General features: G+C 34.8%; 21 protein-coding genes and 1 riboswitch. Of the genes, 17 read left to right on the top strand and 4 right to left on the bottom strand.

Going from position 1 to position 20,445, the window contains the following annotated elements:
• From C7S20_RS05575 to C7S20_RS05535, 10 genes are read left to right on the top strand one after another with little or no spacing between them, the layout of a single operon-like run.
• Positions 1–261 carry a hypothetical protein gene (locus C7S20_RS05575; protein WP_107011555.1) on the top strand — a complete coding sequence of 87 codons (261 nt, stop codon included), beginning with the start codon at positions 1–3 and terminating at the stop codon, positions 259–261.
• Positions 262–316: 55 nt separating this feature from the next.
• Positions 317–703 (top strand): hypothetical protein, encoded by a 387-nt coding sequence (locus C7S20_RS19745; RefSeq protein WP_227009111.1) that lies wholly within the window; start codon positions 317–319, stop codon positions 701–703.
• Positions 704–1,180, top strand: a complete 477-nt coding sequence (locus tag C7S20_RS19740; RefSeq protein WP_227009110.1) for a hypothetical protein — start codon at positions 704–706, stop codon at positions 1,178–1,180. It begins immediately after the preceding gene.
• Between the two features lie 3 nt (positions 1,181–1,183).
• Positions 1,184–1,801 (top strand): alpha-ketoglutarate-dependent dioxygenase AlkB family protein, encoded by a 618-nt coding sequence (locus C7S20_RS05565; RefSeq protein ID WP_107011554.1) that lies wholly within the window; start codon positions 1,184–1,186, stop codon positions 1,799–1,801.
• Positions 1,798–2,817: a DUF1848 domain-containing protein gene (locus tag C7S20_RS05560; protein ID WP_107011553.1), complete on the top strand. Its 1,020-nt coding sequence runs from the start codon at positions 1,798–1,800 to the stop codon at positions 2,815–2,817. The genes C7S20_RS05565 and C7S20_RS05560 overlap by 4 nt, the downstream gene beginning before the upstream one ends.
• A 35-nt stretch (positions 2,818–2,852) precedes the next feature.
• Complete coding sequence (locus tag C7S20_RS05555; protein ID WP_159039877.1) at positions 2,853–7,355, top strand: DEAD/DEAH box helicase; 4,503 nt, start codon at positions 2,853–2,855, stop codon at positions 7,353–7,355.
• A complete protein-coding gene (locus C7S20_RS05550; protein WP_107011551.1) occupies positions 7,348–8,133 on the top strand; it encodes a hypothetical protein in 786 nt (261 codons plus the stop codon). The genes C7S20_RS05555 and C7S20_RS05550 overlap by 8 nt, the downstream gene beginning before the upstream one ends.
• A gap of 9 nt (positions 8,134–8,142) precedes the next feature.
• Positions 8,143–10,644, top strand: a complete 2,502-nt coding sequence (gene pglZ / locus C7S20_RS05545; protein WP_107011550.1) for a BREX-1 system phosphatase PglZ type A — start codon at positions 8,143–8,145, stop codon at positions 10,642–10,644.
• Between the two features lie 11 nt (positions 10,645–10,655).
• Positions 10,656–12,680: a BREX system Lon protease-like protein BrxL gene (brxL, locus tag C7S20_RS05540; protein ID WP_107011549.1), complete on the top strand. Its 2,025-nt coding sequence runs from the start codon at positions 10,656–10,658 to the stop codon at positions 12,678–12,680.
• A 15-nt stretch (positions 12,681–12,695) separates the two neighbouring features.
• Positions 12,696–13,328 carry a GIY-YIG nuclease family protein gene (locus tag C7S20_RS05535; protein ID WP_107011548.1) on the top strand — a complete coding sequence of 211 codons (633 nt, stop codon included), beginning with the start codon at positions 12,696–12,698 and terminating at the stop codon, positions 13,326–13,328.
• Between the two features lie 70 nt (positions 13,329–13,398).
• Here C7S20_RS05535 and C7S20_RS05530 read toward each other — a convergent pair whose 3' ends face one another.
• From C7S20_RS05530 to C7S20_RS05515, 4 genes are all read right to left on the bottom strand, one after another.
• Positions 13,399–13,893, bottom strand: coding sequence for a hypothetical protein (locus tag C7S20_RS05530; protein ID WP_107011547.1), 495 nt, complete (start codon positions 13,891–13,893; stop codon positions 13,399–13,401).
• A 58-nt stretch (positions 13,894–13,951) separates the two neighbouring features.
• A complete protein-coding gene (locus C7S20_RS05525; protein WP_107011546.1) occupies positions 13,952–14,302 on the bottom strand; it encodes a hypothetical protein in 351 nt (116 codons plus the stop codon).
• Between the two features lie 132 nt (positions 14,303–14,434).
• Positions 14,435–14,890 carry a hypothetical protein gene (locus C7S20_RS05520; protein ID WP_107011545.1) on the bottom strand — a complete coding sequence of 152 codons (456 nt, stop codon included), beginning with the start codon at positions 14,888–14,890 and terminating at the stop codon, positions 14,435–14,437.
• Between the two features lie 32 nt (positions 14,891–14,922).
• Positions 14,923–15,315: a hypothetical protein gene (locus tag C7S20_RS05515; RefSeq protein WP_107011544.1), complete on the bottom strand. Its 393-nt coding sequence runs from the start codon at positions 15,313–15,315 to the stop codon at positions 14,923–14,925.
• Positions 15,316–15,424: 109 nt separating this feature from the next.
• A riboswitch (SAM-I-IV-variant riboswitch) is annotated at positions 15,425–15,522 on the top strand.
• 56 nt (positions 15,523–15,578) lie between these two features.
• Between C7S20_RS05515 and C7S20_RS05510 the strand changes: the two genes are divergently transcribed.
• From C7S20_RS05510 to C7S20_RS05480, 7 genes are all read left to right on the top strand, one after another.
• Positions 15,579–15,839 carry a hypothetical protein gene (locus tag C7S20_RS05510; RefSeq protein ID WP_107011543.1) on the top strand — a complete coding sequence of 87 codons (261 nt, stop codon included), beginning with the start codon at positions 15,579–15,581 and terminating at the stop codon, positions 15,837–15,839.
• A gap of 78 nt (positions 15,840–15,917) precedes the next feature.
• The gene (locus tag C7S20_RS05505; RefSeq protein ID WP_159039876.1) at positions 15,918–17,348 is read left to right on the top strand and encodes a hypothetical protein; all 1,431 of its coding nucleotides are present in this window, start codon (positions 15,918–15,920) and stop codon (positions 17,346–17,348) included.
• A 59-nt stretch (positions 17,349–17,407) separates the two neighbouring features.
• The gene (locus C7S20_RS05500) at positions 17,408–17,809 is read left to right on the top strand and encodes a DUF3293 domain-containing protein (RefSeq protein WP_107011541.1); all 402 of its coding nucleotides are present in this window, start codon (positions 17,408–17,410) and stop codon (positions 17,807–17,809) included.
• A 114-nt stretch (positions 17,810–17,923) separates the two neighbouring features.
• Positions 17,924–18,634 carry a hypothetical protein gene (locus C7S20_RS05495; RefSeq protein WP_107011540.1) on the top strand — a complete coding sequence of 237 codons (711 nt, stop codon included), beginning with the start codon at positions 17,924–17,926 and terminating at the stop codon, positions 18,632–18,634.
• Between the two features lie 205 nt (positions 18,635–18,839).
• Positions 18,840–19,271, top strand: a complete 432-nt coding sequence (locus C7S20_RS05490) for a hypothetical protein (RefSeq protein WP_107011539.1) — start codon at positions 18,840–18,842, stop codon at positions 19,269–19,271.
• A 43-nt stretch (positions 19,272–19,314) separates the two neighbouring features.
• Positions 19,315–19,677 (top strand): hypothetical protein, encoded by a 363-nt coding sequence (locus C7S20_RS05485; protein ID WP_159039875.1) that lies wholly within the window; start codon positions 19,315–19,317, stop codon positions 19,675–19,677.
• Positions 19,674–20,444: an ADP-ribosylglycohydrolase family protein gene (locus C7S20_RS05480; protein ID WP_107011537.1), complete on the top strand. Its 771-nt coding sequence runs from the start codon at positions 19,674–19,676 to the stop codon at positions 20,442–20,444. Before C7S20_RS05485 ends, C7S20_RS05480 begins: the two co-directional genes overlap by 4 nt.
• Position 20,445 lies beyond the last annotated feature (1 nt).

Here is a 20,445-nt window from a genome sequence, read left to right as displayed (position 1 = left end):
ATGGAAAAATATCTATTAAATAACAGGGTTTGTCCGCTGCCTATGAATTGGAATGAGTTGTATAAAATACTGGTGCGGGAAACGAGGAATTCAGGCATCCAGAAACCACTAATTCTTGCTGCCTGGAATTTTACTAGTGATGAACAAAAACTGGGGAGATTTGAAGAGCATTTAAAATTAATCGAGGAAAAAAATATTATCACAGCAAAGGTTTTTTTGGACGGCTTGGAGGAAGATAAGTGGTATCACAAAGAGATTTAATTAAAATAAAGGACGAATGTTCGCTATCTAGGGAGAACCAATAATTTAAATAAACATGAACTATATAAAACCTGAGATAATAAGCCTGAAAAATAGTCAGGAACTTAATGAAAAGTGGTTACAAGCAAGGATTGAAGAAGATCCTTCTATGTTAGGGCTTGGTGATCTTGAATTCCGAGATACTGAAAAGATCATGGTTGGCGGTGGTAGATTAGATACTATACTATATGACCCGGAAGATAAGAAACGTTATGAAGTTGAGATCCAATTGGGTAAGACAGATGAATCTCATGTCATAAGAACCATTGAATATTGGGATATAGAGCGCAAAAAGAATCCACAATACAATCATTGTGCTGTGATTATCGCCGAGGATATCACCAGCAGGTTTTTAAATGTAATATCTCTTTTTAATGGATTTATCCCTTTAATCGCAATCTAGGTGAAAGCTGTTAAATTTGAAGATAATATATCATTGTTTTTTACCAAGGTACTGGATGAAGTTACATTTGATCTATTTGATGAAGATTCGATCTCAGAACCTACCGATAAAACATATTGGGAGAAAAAGGCTTCTACTTCTTCGGTTAGATTAACTCAGAAAGTACTATCAGACCTGGGAGAATTGACTGATGAATATAACCTAAAATACAACAAGCATTATATAGGTATTGAGCGTAATAATATGGCCAATAACTTTATCTCTTTCGTTCCTAGAAAGACCATGGTGATCATGAATATTAAGTATGAACGAGTTGAAGAAATTGATGAACTTTTAGAAGGATCGGATTTAGATGTCTTATCCTATGATAAGCAATGGAAGCAATACAGGGTAAGGTTAAGTGAAAAGGATTTAGCTTCTAATATTGATCTTTTAAAGAACCTGGTGGAGAAAGCTAAACAGGAATACCACAGCTAAGATATGGATCAATTAGATTTATTCGGTGCTCCCGAAGAAGAAACAAAAACTCATTTTGAAATCCAGAATGGAGAATATATTCATATTCCCGGCTTTTTTAATAAGGCCAAGGCAGATAAATTTTTCCAATCCCTTTTGCAAAATATAGAATGGAAGCAGGAATCCATGAACATGTATGGAAAGGAAATTAAATTTCCAAGACTTACTGCATGGTATGGCGAGAATGACAAACCCTATAGTTTTTCTGGAATTACTTTAAATCCTAATCCGTGGAATAAAGAACTTCTTGAAATTAAGGAAAAGATAGAAACAGAAGCCGAGGTAACTTTTAATTCTGTTTTACTTAACCGGTACCGTGATGGTAATGATTCCATCTCCTGGCACACCGATGCAGAAAAAGAATTAGGAAAGAATCCGGTCATTGCTTCTGTAAACTTCGGAGCTGAAAGGAAGTTTCAGCTAAAGCATATTGAAACCGGCGAAAAAGTTGAACTGCTGCTAAAACATGGGAGCTTACTGGTTATGAAGGGAGAATTACAGCATTACTGGAAGCACCAGGTACCAAAAACAAAAGCAAAAGTTGCGGAGCGTATTAATCTAACTTTTAGAGTGATCAAATGAAATGGTCAAAGACTGATATTACCACAGATTCAGGCGAAATTGTAAGCGCCCAGGCGCCCGTAATAATCTCGGCCAGCCGGTCTACTGATATCCCAACCTTTTATGCAGACTGGTTTATTGAGAGATGGAAAAAAGGATATGTAAAATGGAGAAACCCTTTTAATGGTAATTTTTCTTATGTGTCTTTCAAGAATGCCAGGATAGTGGTTTTCTGGACAAAAAATCCACGTCCTTTAATGAAGCACCTGGATTACTTAGATGAAAACGTTAAGAATTATTATTTCCAGTTCTCACTTAACGATTATGACAAGGAGGGGTATGAAGGTAAGGTTCCAAAACTGGATAGTAGAATTGAGAGCTTTAAAGAATTATCAGAACGGATTGGAAAAGAGAAAGTGATATGGAGATTTGACCCATTAATGCTAACTGAAGAACTGGGTGTTGAGGAACTTCTTGAAAGGATTAAAAATATTGGAGATCAGCTTATGGACCATACGAAGAAGATGGTTTTTAGTTTTGCTGATATCGGAATTTACCGAAAGGTTGAAAATAATCTGAAGAGAGAAGTTATCAGGTTTAAAGAGTTTGATTTCAATACGATGCGGCAGGTAGCCAAAGGATTGCAGGAGTTAAATAAGAAGTGGAATTTTGAAATAGCTACTTGTGCAGAAAAGATACCTTTAGAAGTTTATGGAATAAAGCATAATAAATGCTTGGATGACGATTTGATGATTGAACTTTTTGGAGAAGATAAGGAATTAATGGAGTTCCTGGGAGTTGAATTTGAAGAGCCTACCTTATTTAACAATAGTAATGGTTTTAAGAAAACCAGGAAACTTAAGGATGGAGGGCAAAGAGAGGCTTGCGGATGTATTATGAGCAAGGATATAGGACAATATAACACATGCCCTCACGCCTGTGTGTACTGTTATGCCAACACCTCAAATGAAATAGCTTTATGTAATTATAAAGAGCATAGAAAAGACCCTACGACAGATATTATTACAGGAATTTAATCTAAAAAGCGTTATTCACTAACCAACATACTAAAGTGGAGGAATATTTACGGAAGATTAGAGAAACAAAAGATTTGTCATTTGACAAAATCAGGGAAATAGCCTGGGAAAGCATTTCCCATTTATCGCAATCGGAAAGAGATCGTCTTTGGTCAGAGCTCAAAAGAGGGGTAGCCCTCTTGGAGACACATGAACATCTTTGTCAATATCTGTACTCTTTTGGTAAAATGCACAAGGCTAAACTGAGGGATGCATTTCAAGAATTACCCCTAGATTTATTCAAAGATGGCTACGAAGTTATTGATTGGGGCTGCGGTCAGGCTTTGGGAACGGTTAACTTATTCGATTATTTACATGAAAATGGTATAAAAAACAAGGTGAATAAGGTAACTCTTATTGAGCCTGCAAAAATTACTCTGGAAAGAGCTGTTGCTCATGCAGAAGCTTATTTGGATGATTCCGATAAAGTGCACGCCATCAATAGCTATTTTGAAGTTATATATGCTGATAGTATTAGAAGTAATTCAGGTTTACCAGTCATTCATATATTTTCCAATATTCTGGATGTTGCGGAAATTGACCTAAAGCATTTGGCAAATATTGTAGATGAGAATGTTAACTCAGAAAATTATATTGCTTGTGTAGGACCATTAAATCCTATGAACCAGAGGATCGATGCCTTCTACAATTACTTTGATGTTCCACTTCTTTATGAAAAAGATAATCCAAATTTCAAAGGTGGCAATTGGACCTATAAATGCAGATTATATAAATTATCGCCAGATCGAGAAGGTCACTTAATACCTATAGAATACTATCCATCCGTCCATTTTCATGCAGCTATCGAACTTGATTCTTATCGAGAGCGAAGGAAATTACTGGATAAAGAAAAGCAGAAATATACTGGCTTTTTAAGTAAGTTTGACGTTTCCGCTCCCTTTGATATAGGAGCAAGCGTATATGAGGATGTTCATCCACTGTTCGCAGTTCTAAACAATATTGTTACCCGTGGTTTACCAACCAAAGCAAGTGATTTTATAGAAGATATTTTCTCTAAAAGCTTTGGTACTAGCGTTAGGGAAATAAATCTGGGAGAAATATCATATAAGTCTAATAATCAGTTAGACCTAGAAAGGCTAATCCAACAAGTGGAAGGCTTAGTCTCAAAAGAGATAAATTTAACCGAGGTTAACTTGGAAAACCTTCAGGAATTACTTTCTCCTATTGCTATAGCTAGATTTCAAAAAATGCTAATTGAGGCTATCATCACTGGAAATCTTGATCTTAAAAAAGAAAGATGGTCGATCCTTGTTGAAGAAAAAGATGTTCCTTTTTCAGCTATTGCGATAAAGGATTTTAGAAATCTATTCCATAACCTTTCACAATTGACAAGGGATTATTCAGATATTATTTTACCTGAAATAGATCTTGAAGTTATTAGTAATAATACCTTTTACGAATCTCCATTGCATTTAGATGCAAAGGTAAGTAACGGTGCAGAAGATCATCACCTAAATAAGGTCTATGATTTTGTGCTTGACTTTTCTATTCTGGAATTATCACAGATTAATCAAAATGCATTAAGTAAATACAAGTGTTTTAATAACTGTTATTTTAAATTAAGATCTGTTCGTGAATCCAGTAGAGATAGAACGGTTTATACTTCAAGTATTATTAAATATAAGGACCTGGTTGAGAAAACAGATCAGGGATACATTGATATTGAGGAAAACAAAGCTTACCTAAATTACTTTTTAAACTACCTTTTTAGAAAGGAATCGTTTAGACCTGGCCAATTACCAATATTAGATCGAGCTTTAAAGAAATTGCCTGTTATAGGCTTATTACCCACCGGGGGAGGAAAATCTCTCACCTATCAAATCGCAGCGATGCTACAGCCAGGCATTACCATGGTGATTGACCCTTTAATTTCCTTGATGAAAGATCAGTATGATGGTTTGATTAATAATGGGATAGATTGTTGTACTTATATAAACAGTACTGTTTCCTCTTCGGAAAAAAAGAAAAGGGAGAGGAGAATGGAATCTTCCCAATTGCTTTTTGTTTTTGTATCTCCAGAGAGGTTATCAATACTGAAGTTTAGGGAACGGCTTAAACATATGCACGACTACAACGTATATTTCTCGTACGGGGTAATTGACGAAGTGCATTGTGTCTCGGAATGGGGACATGACTTTAGGTTTTCATATTTGCACTTGGGACGTAACCTGTATAATTACGTAAGAGCCAAAGATGACGAAATTTCCTTATTTGGTTTAACAGCTACTGCTTCATTTGATGTCCTGGCAGATGTAGAAAGGGAATTGTCTGGTAACGGTTCATTTTTACTGGATTCAGAAACTATTGTACGGTATGAGAATACCAATCGTTTAGAATTACAGTATAAGGTGGAGAAGGTAAGGGTGAAATTTGAAGAGGATATTTATTTTGATAGAAATAGAAGTTTGGACGCTTCATTACCAAGGGCAGTGAATGTCAGCAATAAATGGTCAGTTTATGATTCGAAAAGCGATTTTTTAAGAAATTATCTTCAAGAGATACCTGATCACCTTAATTTATTGCAGACCGAAAAAAACACCTCCTATATTAAAGAGAGATTCTTTGAAAGACAGAATAGCAAGGATAATCGTGAAAACGATTTATCTATAAAGTTAACGCCTAATATGTTTCAAAGAAATGGGGAATATAAAGATGCTGGAATCATTTTTTGTCCCCATGTGAAAAGTACTGGTGTTTCAGTGCAGAAGAACACCAGGAACTTAAAAAGCAGTATTGAAGATGTAGGTTCATTTTCAGGTAGTGATGAATCGGGTAATTCCATGAAGAATCTGGAGCTTTTCCGAGAAAATAAGCTTCCACTTATGGTCGCAACCAAGGCCTTTGGAATGGGAATCGACAAACCTAATGTCAGGTACACCGTGAATATGAACTATTCAAGCTCCCTGGAAAGTTTTGTACAGGAAGCTGGAAGAGCGGGGAGAGATAGAAAGATGGCTTTATCTGTAATATTATTAGCTGATTATAAATTAAAAACACTTAAAAGAGATTATAAAGACAATACCTATCCTGTTCAATTAATAAAAAATAAATGGTTCGAAAACGACCACCTTGACAGGATCTTGGAATTTTATAACTTGAATATACCTGAGGAATTTATAGAAGAAGCCACGCCTTCCAAAGATCTTGTAAAATTATATTGCAGTAAGGACAATAAAATGTTTGCTTTTAATCAATGTAATTCAAGTTGTTCAGCGTACCAACACTGCCAGCTTAGGAAATCTCCTCAAGAAAGTAAAGGCTGGCATACTGAAGAAAGCCTTGCTCAACTATTGGCGGAAAATGGATTATCCTTAAACAGAAAGCATCTGCAATATTTAAGTGCCGATTATGAAACAGTGATGTACTTCTTTAATACCAATTTTAAGGGAGATATCATTGAGAAAACATTTATGCATAATCTTTTAAGCCGCAGTGAGGTAGAGGTTGAGCGATCAAATGAGCATGGAGCCTATCGCGAAGAGAGAGAAGGATTCTTAAGTCGTTTAATTGAAGTTGAAGAATATGAGGAAGTAATTGTTTACGTCCCATATACTGAAGAAGATAGTGCTGATATTTCCAAGGCTATATATCGAATGTGTTGCATAGGTCTTGTTGAAGACTTTACACAAGATTATAGAGAATCTGAATTTAGAATTAAGGCAATCCGAAAACCTGATTATGGATACTTTGAAGGCTTAAATGATTTTCTGTTACGATATTATACTCGAGAAAGAGCGAGACAAGAGTTAGATAAAGCCTTGGATTATGAAATAAAGGAATCTGATAATCCTTTAGTAGATGAAATCAGAAGATGTTTAGCCTATTTGACTGAGTTCGTTTACGACAAGATATCTGAGAAAAGAAAAAGAGCCATTGATGATATGCGGAATTTCTGCATAGAAGGGGTTAATGAAAATAACAACTGGATTGAACGAAATGAAGATCTTAAGGATTTTATATTTTACTATTTCAACTCCAAATATGCTAAAACCGACTATGTTGCCGAAAATGGTGAGCCATACTCGTTAACTGAGGATACCGATTACGGTAAAGTTTCTAATGCTGATATCCTAAGGAAATATTTAAGAGTGGTGGATGATGAGATCGTAGGAGTTGGAACTCCTATTGATAATGTGAAACATTTGCAAGGTGCTGTAAGACTTATAAAACGATCTTTAACCGATAATAACCCAACTCTATCCTTATTAAATGCATTCACCTTATTTTATTTAGGATTTAGGAATAACCCTAACCTTGAAAATGAAGCAAAGCAAAATTATTACGAGGGTATTCTGGAAATGGGAGAAAGAATGGATTTCAGTAAGAGTTTCTGGAATACTTTTGCGCATTATAACAAAGTTCTGGAAGAATATTTAGAACTTAATTATTTGGAGGAGCTTAAAACGGAAGTAAATCTGATTATTCATTCTGAAAAATTAAAAACTATAACTAACCAATATTTGAATTCCAATGAGTAATACAACCATTAGCCAGGCTTTAGTTGACATTGAAAAAAACCTGGAAAAATTATCCACGGCAAGAAAACAGGTAGTTGATGTTACTCAAAGTGGAGAAAAGCTAACATCACTTATCGTTGATTTAACCGGGAAAGTAGATAAATTATTTCAAAGTATTTTGAAAGAGTCCGACTCTTATAATAATGCGTTTATTAAAAGCCACCGGAGTTTTGAAGAAAAATTAAATACTCTTTTAGAGAAAAGCGATAGATCAATATCTACTTTCCAGGAGGGTATTCAAAATATTGAGCCGGAGATATCTCAAAAGATTAGTGAAATAGCTGATTCTACCTTAGACAAATCGGAAAGTTTAGCAACTCAACAAGAAGAGTATTTCGAAAAAGTCAAAAAAAATATCAATGGTTATAAAGAGACTCTTCAGGAATTTTCAGAAAGTGTATCAGAAAAAGGCTTAGATTCTAAATTCAATGATATTCAGACGAAATTGACAGAGTCTGAGAAAGCCTTAACTGCAGTAATCAAGAAACAATTTCTCGAGATCGATGATTTGAATAAGGATGTGATTGGCAGAGCAGAAAGAAATCATGAAAAGCTTATTGAACTGGTTAAAGAGCAAAAGGAGGTCAATTCTTTATTAAATGCTAATCTGAAATTAAGTCAGGAAAATAATGAAAAGTTAAACCAGAAAATTGAGAAATTAAATTCCGATCAAATGAATAGGAATTACGTCACCTGGGCTCTAATTGTTATTACCATTTTGAGTGTAATTTTTATCTAAGAAGTAATTATGGAGAAAATAAAAGAAGCCTTACAAACAAGATTCCACGATCATCGGGTTATTTTCTGGTATGATGGGAAAAAAGAGTTTTCTGAAATTTTTGAACGTCTGGATATAGTGCAGGTGGAAAAACTTGAAGTAAGTGGAAATGAATTCGAAGTCAAGTATAAAGTCTTGAAGGAGGCGAATTCTAGTAAGTTTCTTTTATATCTACCGTTTGAAAAACCGAATAATGAAGATAACTGGTTATTAGATTTAGAATTGGCTAATCATATTTTCCATACAGATCAGGAAGCGATGTTTCTTCAGGAATTAGGCCTTGATTATTTCTTGAAAGAATTGATAGCAGAGCATATAGAATTTTTCAAATCTAGGGAACGAAAGCAGAAACTTAAGGTTTTGATCACTAAGGATGATGAACAGCATGAGATTCGATGTAAAATGTTATCCGTCCTTTTTAATACAGATACAACCAACCTTGATCAATTTGTTCAGGCATACGCCTCCCAAGTAATTAATAAGTCAAAAGATTTTGATAAGCTTTTAAATCGCTTCAATATGAATAACTTCTTCTGGAGCGAGATTGGAAAGATTTATAATTATCACTCTGATAATCCTTCGATCTATGATTTTCTTTTAGATCTTTTCCAACATAATTTCGTCCTGGGGGAGAAACAAAATTTGAATATAGAATCCAGGTTGATTTTAAGTACCTGGAAGAACACAATTCCATATCGGGATTATTTTGGAGAAATCTCAGAAAGAATAGCTGTCGATATCCAGGTTGAGGAAAAGTTGAACTCGGCACAATTAGATGAAATAATCTCAGATGATATTTTCAAATTAACCGACCAAAGAATAATACATGAACTGGTTTCTCAGTTGATTGCGGAAAATCTTAATTATGAAAAGGTCGCAGCCTATATAAAAAGGCGGGAGAATAAATTCTGGTATCCAAAATATTCTGAGTTCTATAATACAATTGAGTCGGGAGCACAATTAATAGACCTGGTTAAAAAATATAAGACTCACCAGTTTAGTAGTTTTGAAAATGGAATAAAGGAATACACAACTAAATTTTATCAGGTTGATTATGCCTACAGAAAATTTATCCGGAATTACCGCCTTTCCAAAAATAATAATGTCCTGCATGAATTAGCTGAGAAGGTAGAAAGGATCTACAACAATTCCTGGTTATTGCCTTTTAATGACAACTGGCAAAAAATAATTGATGGTATAGAAGTCTGGCCCACTAATAGACTTTATAGTCAACAAGGATTTTTTAAAACCCATGTAAAGCCTCTCCTGGATAAGAATCAAAAGCTATTTGTAATTATTTCAGATGCTTTGCGCTTTGAATGCGGGGTCGAACTACATGAAATGATAGTTTCAGAAAATCGTTTTGAGTCTAATTTAGAGTTCATGTTAAGCAGTTTACCTTCCTATACCCAATTAGGAATGGCCTCTTTACTTCCTCATTCTAGTCTGAAGGTTAAGGAAGGTGGGGATAGTTTATTAGTAGATGAAATGCCGGCATCAGGTTTAAAGGGTCGTTCTAAAATTCTGCAATCAAATTCTGGGGTTCGTGCCACCGCAATTTTGGCAGAAGATTTAATGAAAATGAAGACTAAATCTGGTGGTGAAGGAAGAGAGTTTGTGAAGAATCATGATCTAATATATATCTATCATAATCGAATAGATAAAACTGGTGATGATAAAACCAGTGAAGGGAAGGTTTTTGAAGCTGTAGCTGACGAGTTAATTTATATCAAGGATATTTTACGTAAAATATCCGGTTTAAATGGTACCAATGTATTTATAACAGCCGATCATGGATTTATCTATCAAAATCAGAATCTGGATGAAAGTGATTTCAGTTTATCTGAGTATGAGGGCGATTTGTGGAAGGAAAACAGAAGGTTTGTGATAGGCCAAAATCTTACAGGAGATAAGAATACAAAGAAATTCACGACCTCAGAACTAAATTTGAATAATGACGGTTTGGAGGTTTTAATCCCAAAATCTATCAACAGACTTAGAATCAAAGGGGCGGGAAGTCGATTTATACATGGAGGAGCGTCTCCCCAGGAAGTTATAGTTCCATTATTGAAAACAGCGGTAAGGAAGCGGACTGATACCGTGAGTCAGGTGAATATTGATATTATTAAATCTACCGATCGCATCACAACCAATATTTTACCTGTTTCATTTATTCAGCAGGAATTAGTAGGTGAGAAAATATTATCAAGGCAGATCAGAGCTGGATTGTATGCAGAAGATGGAGAAATTTTAAGTGATCAGTTTACTTTCAATTTTGATATCGAAGAAGGAAGCGAAAGACAAAGGGAAGTTAAGTATCAGTTTCATTTAAGTAAAAAAGCAAGTGGAAAATATAAAAATCAAAGGATAAGACTGATTTTAGAGGAACCGCTGGAAGGTACGAACAAATGGAAAAAATATAAAGATTTTTACTATACCCTGAATATTACCTTTTCAAGCGATTTCGATTAAAACAATAAGAAATGGAAGAACTGGATCAAAAGCTTAATCAAAGTTTTGGAGGAAAAGTGGTTCGTAAGGACCTCACTAAACTGGTGAAGGGAAATGCGATTGTTCCAACATATGTTCTTGAGTATTTATTAGGACAATATTGTGCGACAGATGATGAAGAAACTATCAATCAGGGAGTAGAAACAGTAAAGAATATTATTTCGAAACATTTCGTGCACCGGGACGAGGCTCAAATAATCAAATCTACGATCAGGGAAAAAGGATCTCATAGAATTATTGATAAAGTATCAGTAAAGCTTAATGATAGAAGAGATAGATATGAAGCCAGTTTTGCGAACCTTGGGTTAAAACAAATCCCAATATCTGACGGGATTATTAAGGAGCATCAGAAACTTCTTTCCAGTGGGGTGTGGTGCATATTAACCCTGGCTTATTTCCCGTCTGATGAGAGAGATCATATTCCATGGCTGATAGAAACTTTAAAGCCGATACAAATTTCAAATGTAGATGTAAGGGAATTCAAAGAAGAACGTGCTAAATTTTCAAAAGAAGAATGGATCGACTTATTAATGCAGTCTATTGGATTAAACCCAAGCGAATTTACTTTAAGAACCAAGTTGCTTCAGTTGATCCGACTAATTCCTTTTGTAGAAAACAATTATAATCTGATAGAATTGGGTCCTAAAGGAACAGGTAAATCTCATATCTATTCGGAGTTATCCCCGCATGGGATATTAATTTCCGGAGGAGAGGTGTCTAAGGCAAAACTTTTCGTAAATAATAGCACGGGAGATATTGGCCTTGTAGGCTATTGGGATGTTGTGGCCTATGATGAATTTGCAGGTAAAACCAAGCGATCAGATAGAGGCCTTGTGGATATCATGAAAAACTATATGGCCAATAAATCTTTTTCTCGGGGAACCGAAGTATATGGTGCTTCTGCTTCAATGGTTTTTGTAGGAAATACAGATCATTCGGTAGCTTATATGCTTAAGCACAGTGATCTTTTTGATGCTTTACCTAAAGACTATTATGATTCAGCTTTTTTGGATCGAATTCATGCCTATATACCTGGATGGGAGATCCAGAAACTAAGAAATGAAATGTTTACTTCCAATTATGGTTTTATAGTAGATTACCTGGCTGAAATTCTAAGAGATTTAAGACGTGAAGACAGAACTCATGAATATACTCAGTATTTTGAATTATCTGATTCCATAACAACAAGGGATAAAACATCTATTGCTAAAACTTTTTCAGGTATGGCTAAAATCATTTATCCCAGTGTAGAAATGAAGGAGGAGGAAGCAAAAGAACTGCTTGACCTGGCAATTGAAAGTAGAAAAAGGGTAAAGCAACAGCTTCAGAAAATGGATGAAACTTTCGAAGGAGTTGATTTTAGCTATACGATTAAAAGCTCAGGTAAAAAAGTTGAAATTGAAACTCTAGAAATATTAGATTTTGGAGAGACCCTTATTAAAGAAAAGAAAACCAATTCAGAGGAAAGTAAAGAAATTCCCGCTGATAAGGAAGGGGAATCCGGAAAATTAGAGCTGGAACCCAAGCAGAAAATTATCAGAGATAATCAATCTGGGATTTCCTATGAAAATCTCTTCGGAGCCTACCTTATAGGTGCTTCTGAAATTAAATTAATGGATCCTTATATCAGGATGCTTCATCAACTAAGAAATTTCATGGAGTTTATTAAGCTTCTTGTTGATAACAAAAATCCTGAGACAGAAATTAAAGTTCATCTCGTAACCACTTGTGATGAAGAGTATTTAGAAAACAATCAGGATGCCTTTAAGAATATGGCTCTTTCCGTAGAAAGTATGGGGATAATTCTCACTTATGAATTTGACGACTTCATACATGACCGTTACATAGAAATGGATAATGGTTGGAAAATAATTTTAGGCCGTGGCTTGGATATTTGGCAACGAACAGGAGGATGGTTTGATATAAACGAGTATGTGCAGGAGAAAAGGTTGTGCAAGAGTTGTGAGGTGACGTTTATAAAAAATCAAAAACAATAAATTAATATAGTTTAAATGACTGGAGCCGCAACATTCGATCTTGATATTATTAATAGCTCGGTAAATGATCTTAAATTAAAAAATTATGTTTTAGTTAAAGAATTAATAGAGGGAGTAGAGAGGAAAACCTTTTCCTCCTTGAATGGCGCAGCAGGAGTTTACGTTTTTTGGTGGGTTGGCGATACGACTAATCTTTCGGAGGCAATTGATAAACAGCCCTATAAATTAAAAGGTCCTGTCAACCGGGATGATTTAATTACTGTGAAGATCTGTCAGGACTGGCTGCGGGCAGCAACTTGTGATAATAAAATATGCCTGTATGTTGGTAAATCCACTAATCTAAAAAATCGTATATCTAATCATTTGCGGTACACGGTTAAAGATATCTGGGTAGATGCTGAAAATAACTGTAAAACCGCAGCACCTTTCTCGTTTGAGAAAAAACCGAATACGGTAAGCCAGTTAAGAATTGGACTTGAAAGAATTTTTCAAGATCATTCTGTTGGGTATATTAAAAATCATGTTGCCATCAGTTGGCTTTCCCTGCCCGATACAGATGATTCAAACAATGCTATTAATCGATTTTACATTGAGGATAAAATGGTAAGTGATTTATTTCCGATTTTTAATGTAGATGTGGAGAGGTAAACGGATGATTAAATGAAAGAAAATTTACAAGGTCTCAACCTAAATTTAGATTCCAATAGTGATCAGGAAATTAAAGTAAAAGAAAATGCTCTAGCCTCAATTCCTGATCAATGGGAATTGATTTTTGGCCATCATCCCACTGAAAAATTTCAAAGCGTTTAACCTCAATATTGCTTAATTTATAGCTATCTCCATTTTCTTCAATATCGATGTGGGTATATACATCGTTTATAGGAGTAGCTTCTTCTACTGATTCTCTGATAAAAGAGAGGATTTGTTCAATATAGGATTTATCTTCCATTTCCATACCACTCCACTCCCCGTAGGTACTGTAGTCCTCTACACTTTCAAAATCTACTTCCACTTTATTGACCATCCAGATACAGTCCAAAAAATGAATAAATAACTGGAGATTAAGATGCTTCTCCAAATCCGGATAATCAAAGTTAAATTCTGACTCCCATCCATTCCCCAACCAAAATTTGACTTTTAATTCACCTAAGACCTCCTTCTGACAAAGGTAATCTATGAGATCGTGAGTGTTTTCAAATTTTATAATTGCCATATTTTTTAAAATTAATGTTTTCGAATTTTTTGAGTTATCTTGATTTTAGTTCCTGCTATTAATTGTATTCTGGCTTTAATTTGTTCGTGTCCAATTCAAACCCTTCATCTTCTTTAAAATTATATAATTTATAAACATAAATCTCTTCATCTTCAAAAGTTTCGAATTCGAAATCATCTGCACTATATATGACCAACGTAAAAGCTGATGCAGGTGGCGAGATGCTAGAGGTCCATAGTCCAAAAACATATTGCAAATGCTCCTGCAATTCGGGATAATATTTTAAGTATATGTGAGGGACCAATGTACCAAAATCGGGTTCAAAATCGATTTCCAGTTTACCCAATACATCTTTCCTGCATAAAAAGTTAATAAGATCTTCCGCATTTTCAAACTTTATTGTAGCCATATATGTCGAAAATTTTACTTTAGTTTCCAAAAAAAGAAGTGTAGCAGAATATGATATTACTTAGCTTTTAAAAATCTTCCGAAGTTCCTTTATATCTTCAAGTAATTGCGGGTATTCTTCTTCCAACACATACTATCCTGTACTAAAGCCATACTTTTCCCTCAAAATTTCTACTTCTGAACCCTCTGTAAATATTCTCCTCTTATACTCCCCATTTTCGAAGTAAGTAGATTCTTCTATTTCTCTATCTCTTAAATCAAGCCCTGAGAAAACAGGTGTATCTAGTCCCCGGAACCATCCCGAAGCTATTATCTCTTCATGTTTTTCCTTATAGATTTTATGAAATTCGGCTCCGAAATAATCTTCAAATGATTCGGGATCCTGATAAAATATATATTCACAAAAAAAGAGATTTACCAGATTCTCTGCATATTCATCACTGTCCACCAACTCCTGCCAGTCTTTAAAACTTTCGAATTGCGGATGAGAATTGTTCATATCTTCAGGATAGGCGGATCCTATGTAGACATACCTTTGGAATTCCTCTGAGGGATCTTCCCTGTACAATATCTTCTCTGTTTCTTCCATTTACGTTCTAATTAAATGGCAAATTTCCTTTTTCAAAAATTAATTCCCGGATCCAGGTTTTCTGAATTCTCTTCTAACATATAGGTTTTATCGTCAAAAACAATAACCACCCGATTCTGATCCAGAGATTTCATCAAAATTTCTACAAGCTTTAAAATCCCTTCTCGTAGTACAGATTCTTTTTTGGGAAATTTTGGATACTGAATAAAGCTTATTTCAATAGAAGGCTCGTCCTGTCCTGAAAACACAATATCGCAATGAGAAATTTTTGTGCTCAACTGAATGTCTAATTCCTTATGAACCTGTGCCTGGGCAGCCACCAATTTCAACTTGAATTCCCTTAAAGGGATCAATTCCTCGCGGTATCCTCTTTTCAACCCAAAAGTGGCTACTGCTCTAAAGGTTTTAGATTTTATAATATTCATGGAAAATAAAGGCTAAGTGATTCTAATATTTAGCTGAATAAGTTATTAATAATTAAGAAGCAATAAAACCGCCTGATTTTTGCCAGAAAAAATAACTTTTTATATATTTGAGAATCATTACGAATCTCTTAATAGAGATAGCAACCAGCGATAACAAGCAACGGTGCTTTAACAATGAGCCTTATCAAAGGAAATAAAATGTTACTTCCAGTATTTTTGTAAGCTCCTGCGTAATGATGTTTTATTAACATCAATACTATCTTATGCTTAAACCTGATCATTTCTGCAAATTTCTTAACAGCCTTGTTAAAGAATACCATTTTGTAATTATATCCACACATCCAGCTTCTAAAGAAAGAAAAGAAGCAGGAAAAATTTATGAATTAATCCCGAAATATGTTCAAGACTATTCTAATGAAGCTTTAAACTTAAATAAACTGGCACCTCAAACACTACATTTTCTCAAGCTAAGAGGATTAAAGGTTCCAACCAAAAGAGTTTGGAAGAACTCATTGGAAAAATAAAAGGAGGTGAATAGGACGACCTAAAGTTTGGGATGATAGGCGGCTTTAAAAAAGGAAAGTTAAAACAAATTATTTCTCATGAGATATCTAAAATTTAAAATGTTGGCAGGGGGATATCCTAATTTTCGATTTCCATCTGGTCTAATAGAAGAAGTTGATTTGCAGGACTTTTGTAATAAAGAAGAAGAAAGATTGGCTTTGTCTGTGGAAACACAATTTGAAACATACCCATCTAATATTCCAATGGAAAGTCTGGAAGGGCATGAAATAGCAGTCTTAAGTAAATCTCAACTTTCAGGATGCCAATTTGTATTAAGGTTTATCAGAATAACTAATGGTAAAAGAGTTAAGACTTTCGAAATCAAAAGTGATGAGCATTTTTTGAAACAAGGGAACCCGAAAGTTTACAATATAACTGAAAATGAAGACATTAAACCTCAGGATAAAATCCCTAAATTCTATCTGTATGAAATTTGGAACTACCTGGAACAATTAGATATCCTATACAGAGGAGAATCCTTGGCAAAAGTGTACCATGAAGTAACCTCGCATGCTTATAGTTCCTTCTTAATAGAATGTTATAAAGAAAGGAGCCTTGACTGGATAAGCTTTTTAGGCATATCTCAATCAGAAAAAATTCTGGAGCTTTACCGTCTTTTAGATATAAGCAGAAGAAGCTTAGGTCTTGAGTTAGATAGACTGCCGATTTCCCTGGAAAGAGAGCTTAAAATGTTCCGGGATATCCGTAATCCTTTAAAAAAAAGAATAAAAAGAAATTATGAAAACCCTGAAGATGAAGATATACGCTTACTTTCAGATATAGGCTTATGTATCTATTATAATAATCACATCAATATTAACTCGCTTGAATCGGAAATAATACAGCGAGAAGTTCTGGAAGAATTTAAAAATCGAGGATATTATATTAGGAATGAGCACCTTTTAATGAATCATGCCAATCCAATTGAAATAAATTGGATTCCTGGAATTCCAAGTGTGAATACAATCAGGAAAGTTGTTTACAGAACAGCAAAAGATATTGCCCCTTTTGAAACTGGACTTGTCAATTCTCAATTGCAGTACGAGGGTTATTACGGAATATTTGAAAGCCTTACTGATATTGAACTTGTGAGCAAACTTAATAAGCAGGTTGGAATAAAATATTGGGGAATGGGTAGGGCATCAATCATCCGGGCTCTTAGGAAACAACTTGAAAAGCGTGGCATTGATACCTCATCAATCTCTGGAGAAAAAACTTTTTCCCTAAAATATTGTGTAGTACTTGACAATAAAAAACTGGTTCGTCTGGGAGAGATTCCGGAGAACCGATTGATGTTAATTCTAAAGGCATACCTGCGAAAGTGCTATCCCGATTGTAAGTTAGGAGAGCTGAGGATTATCAACTATGATCTGGATAAATTACAGTTTACTGTATCAGTGCATAACACGCTCTATGAGATTCCGATAAATGATCTTTTGAAAAAGAAGAGAGAAATGAAAGCTCTATAAAGACAAGATCAGCATTAGATTATAAGCAATTGAACGTTGTAAATAATAACAAAAAGACTATGAAACAAGAATTAATAAATGCCTATTACCATACATCTTATAATATCTTCGAACCTCCTATAAGTATAAAGATAGGTCAACAAAATCCTCAATTAGATATTTTATTAAAAAACCATCATCAATCTTGTTGGGCCTATGTTACAGCTTACAATCCTTTTTCAGAATTACTGCCCGATGAAGAAAATGAAGAACGCCATTGCCTTTTAAAAGATAAATTGAATGAATATCCTTTTTTGGAAGGTGAAGGTGTGGGATTAGACCCCTCCTGGAATCCCGAAAAAAGTCTCCTGATCCTGGGGATTTCTGAAACAGATGCGGTAAAGTTGGGGGAATATTTTCAGCAAAATGCAATTGTGGTGGGCAGAAGAAAGGGTCAGGCCCGATTGGTACTATTGAAATAGAAGAGGATGATTCGTAATTATATTTAATTCTAGTTTCCTCTGTAAAAATTACAGAAAAGACGGTTACCATTCAAGGTAAGATCTATTAATAATAAATAAAAGAAAATTAAGACTATGGCTATTATCAAATTTGAGAATTCAAAAGACCTTATCAATTACTTGTGCAAAGAGGATGTCCTGGGGATATTAAAAGTTTCATTTACTTCCGAATGGAGCTCTGAACTTACGCCATCATTTAATTTTTATTATTCAGATTTAGATGAACATTTATCTAATATCTTTTCTCAATGGCTACAAGAAACAAGAAGTGCTCCCTCGGAAATACATTTAGTATTTACTAATGCAGAGGATTTTTCAATTGAGGCGGTAGAAAATTTTGAGTATAATGAGACAGAAAAAAAATATGCGAAGGAAATAATAATATATGATGCTCTGGGTTCGATTCTGGATGAAGAATTGGAGTTGCAATTTGAAAATGCTCATATAGAAATAGAGGGACCAGATTTTAACCTAAAAAACCTAAAAATCAAAAGATTTGAAATTAAAGAAAATGAACATAAAAACAAGGAAGTTTCCTTGGAACAAGTTGATGAAAGAATTCGAAATCTTGTACTAACTGAAATTTTAGAAACCATTAATAAATATTTGGTTAAAGGAAATCATACCATTGAATGCATTGAGCATTTTCAAATGACATTAGATACAAATTATGATGAATTCGATATTACCATACTAGGAAGCCCGAATATTAGTGGCCTCTATGATTTCGAAGATGGGGAAAGTTTTGTTCTTGATACAGAACTTTTACAACCAGAAGACATATAAAATAACAGTATAAATCAGATCATAAAAGGTATTTCCCGCCAAATATAAAATCAATATCAAGAATTCGCTTTTTGAAAAGAATATTAACCGAGAGAAATTTCCACGGTTGTTTAGGTATTTGGATATGTAGTAAAAATAAAGCTTCCCGTAAGGCTTTGATGGATAATAGAACTGCAAACATTTACGTAATCATAAAAAGATCAAGATGAAAGAATTTAATGAAAACAATACAAAGAAAAAAAGTGATTTCCCACCCGGATATGGCAAGTTTCCTTATGTGGTTGGGAAGATGGGCTATGCCAGGTATTTACAAATCCCCATTCACAGGACCTCAAAGGCAGACGATTCCTCCTTGAAGGGAATATTTATTTCCGAAAAAGAGCAGCCAGATCTTAAGATGAAAAGTGAACATAACCTGGATGCCCTAATGCAGGTTCGTAAACTGCACTATGAAAAAAGTGAGATTTATATGCCAATGTGCCTTGTTGAAGGTCCGGAAGATGCTATCTACGTTGATGAGCAGGGGAATGCTTCAGGGAATTCTTCTATTCCTAAGGGAGGAGTTTTATTAACTGCTACCCATGAGATCATTTCCATGTATGGGCTGCACTATTACATGCCTAATGTCCGATCCTGATCCATTTTCTAACTCCTCTTATTTGGAAATTCAAAAACCAATTGTGAAAGGCTTTCAAGAATTAAAGAAAGTAACTGAAGAGTTAGGTTCCAGAACCAGGCAATTGGGATGGAAACAGCGAAATGTTTTAATTGATCACGTTTACTCCGACTATCAAAAACATCATCAATTAGAGTTTGCCCGAAAAGAGTGGGAGGAGGTGTCCTGGGAATATAAAGTTCACCTCATACTGTATGAACTAATGCGGGAATACAGAGACATCTATGGTTATTTTCCTGAGTATGTGGAAATGTTCAGTCAAATAGATGGAATTATTGATCTGGCAGGTAAGCAGGATGAATTTGAAATCGCACAAATTCTTTTGAAATGGAAAAAAAAGCTTTCACAAAAAAATGATTGTATATGATAGGTTCAATTATAGGTGACATAGTAGGCTCAGTTTTCGAACACAAAAATATCAAGACCACAGACTTTAGGTTGTTCAATTTTGGTGCCCGGTTTACAGATGATACGGTACTTACAATAGCAATAGCCGATGCTATTCTTAATGATCTCCCATATGGTATCTCATTACGAAAGTGGGGTCAAAAATATCCGGGAAGAGGCTATGGGAACCAGTTTGGTACCTGGTTGCATTCAGAAGATATAAGTCCATATAAAAGTTGGGGCAATGGTTCTGCCATGAGAGTAAGTCCCATAGGTTTTGCCTTTAACGATATGGAGAAGGTTTTAGAGGAAGCCAAAAGATCTGCGGAGGTCTCACATAACCACCCGGAGGGAATCAAAGGAGCTCAGGCTATAGCTGCAGCTGTTTTTCTTGCACGAAGCGGCAGTTCTAAATCTCAAATCCGGAATTTTATAACTAATAGATTTGACTATGACCTGAACAGAACTGTTGAGGAGATCCGTCCAGGTTACAAGTTTGATATCAGTTGTCAAGGCTCGGTTCCCGAATCCATTATCTGTTTTTTGGATAGCAGTGATTATGAGAATTGTATTCGTTTATCAATTTCCATTGGGGGAGATAGTGATACAATTGCTTGTATGGCTGGAGGGATCGCCCAAGCCTACTATAAATCTATAGGACCTGAAATAGTTGCTTCTGCTAGAGAAAGATTACCTGATGAGATGATCACTGTTATTGATAAATATCAAAGTTTATATATTAACTGAT

The sequence above is a fragment of the Christiangramia fulva genome, assembly GCF_003024155.1.
GTDB classification, from domain to species: domain Bacteria; phylum Bacteroidota; class Bacteroidia; order Flavobacteriales; family Flavobacteriaceae; genus Christiangramia; species Christiangramia fulva.
Note: the sequence above shows the minus strand (reverse complement) of the source record. Positions and strands in the feature narration are given on the sequence as shown.